Source organism: Okeania sp. SIO2B9 (assembly GCF_010672505.1).
GTDB classification, from domain to species: Bacteria; Cyanobacteriota; Cyanobacteriia; order Cyanobacteriales; family Microcoleaceae; genus Okeania; species Okeania hirsuta.
Genome location: NZ_JAAHGK010001421.1, coordinates 1 through 1,842 on the forward strand (window position 1 = coordinate 1; position 1,842 = coordinate 1,842).

The following is a 1,842-nucleotide window of genomic DNA, read 5'->3' on the forward strand; positions in this document are numbered from 1 at the left end:
ATCTGCCCCACGGGAGACCAAAAAGCGAACGACCTCCGCTCGATTCTGCGCCCAAAAACTACTCACCGCATACATCAGCGCCGTCTGGCCTTCCTCAAATTCCTCATCAGGCTTCGTTACATTTTCTGATTCATTATGCAGTTTTTTCACACCAGGCATTTTTTTTCCTTCCTTACCGACTTTAATACCATCACCTACATAAACTGGTTGACCTCTGAGAAGATGGACTTTTGGGTGAGTGATTAACCATTTGTGCCACATGGTGGATAATTTTTGGACACTAATCCCCTTTGAATGAAACCAGTGTAAAGCTTGAGTGTAGTAATTTTGTGTTAGTCCTACAGCGTTGAGATCGCTGGTAACTGCACGATGTTGGCTACATAAAAGAATTCCCCAAATCAGGATCACAAACCATTCATAAGTGGCATCGCGACTAAACACTGGACGTAAGTCGATCAATATTTGCTCTATCCGACGTATTATATGCATAATAGAGATTAGCTGGTCAAATTTAAGAATCATTAACCAGTATGCACCATTCCCCGACTTTTAGTGGGGAATGTTTTTTCTACTGAGAACTTTGTACTGTCCAGTTATCATATCAAATTATTTTTGCAACCCATAAAAATCCTTTAGAAACCTTCCATATTTCCAGTAAAATATCTGATCAATCTGTAATCAATGTTTTTTTCACATCTACCTCTAGGTCAAAAATTAGAATTATCACCAAATCATGTTCATATTTGGAGTAAAAATCTAAAATCACCTCCATCTGAAATTGAAGAATTATCAAAAATCTTATCCTCAGACGAAATAGATAGAGCCAAAAAATTTTATTTTGAACGAGATAAAAATCGTTTTATTATTGCCAGAGGAACACTCAGAAAAATCCTTAGCTGTTACTTAAATATTGAACCTAAAAAATTACAATTTACTTATAGTGAACGAGGCAAACCCTACTTACCAGATACCTCTATATTATTTAATTTATCTCACTCTCAAGATTTAGCTTTATATGCTATTACCACAGTTAATTTAATTGGTATTGACTTAGAATATATTCGCCCAATGAATGATGCTGAAGCCTTGGCAAAACGTTTCTTTACTTCCCAAGAATACAACCTTATTAGTCAGCTTCCTCCTCAACAGCAACAAGAAATTTTCTTCAAAATATGGACTTGTAAAGAAGCCTATTTAAAAGCTACTGGAGATGGGTTAGCAGGAGGATTGGAAAAAGTCGAAGTTTGTTTAAAACCAGAACAACCAATACAGTTTATTAGTATTAATGGAGATTTTCAAGAAGCTTCCCGTTGGTATTTACATCAGTTTATTCCTGAATCTAATTACATTGCTGCTGTAGTAGTGGCAGGGACAAATCAAAACTTGAGTTTTTGGCAGACACATAGAATTGGGTATTGAAGCTATGTTTAAAGACTGCACTCGCAGGTGGATATAATCTAGAAGGAAGTCAAGCCAATGTACAATGTTTGACGCGCTTTAATTTTACTGATAGCTATCGCTTATACGACTTCATGTTATCAAGGTAAAATTATCAAAAAATCCCGTGCTCAAAACTATACTTGTAGATTAACACAAGGCAGGGCGAAAAGATAAAAGATATAGCAAAATTTTGGTAGTGCATCCCTACCAAAATTTTGATTATGGTCAATTAAGCGGACATGATATTAGGAATTCAGTGAGTAGCCAAAACTTTCAGCTAAGTTGCAACTAACTTCTCCTAAAAAATTTTCCTGATGATATATTTTCCACCGAGAAAATTAAACATAGCTTTCTCTAACTATAAACTGCTTAATATTAATTTTATATGCTTTAAGGTATTTA

1 protein-coding gene and 1 pseudogene are annotated in these 1,842 nt (G+C 35.2%); one reads left to right on the forward strand and one right to left on the reverse strand.

Annotated elements, in window-relative coordinates:
* A pseudogene (locus F6K13_RS31335) lies at positions 1–489 on the reverse strand (hypothetical protein); the annotation flags it as partial.
* A 192-nt stretch (positions 490–681) separates the two neighbouring features.
* Between F6K13_RS31335 and F6K13_RS31340 the strand changes: the two are divergent.
* Positions 682–1,419: a 4'-phosphopantetheinyl transferase superfamily protein gene (locus F6K13_RS31340; RefSeq protein ID WP_124144789.1), complete on the forward strand. Its 738-nt coding sequence runs from the start codon at positions 682–684 to the stop codon at positions 1,417–1,419.
* Positions 1,420–1,842: the final 423 nt, after the last annotated feature.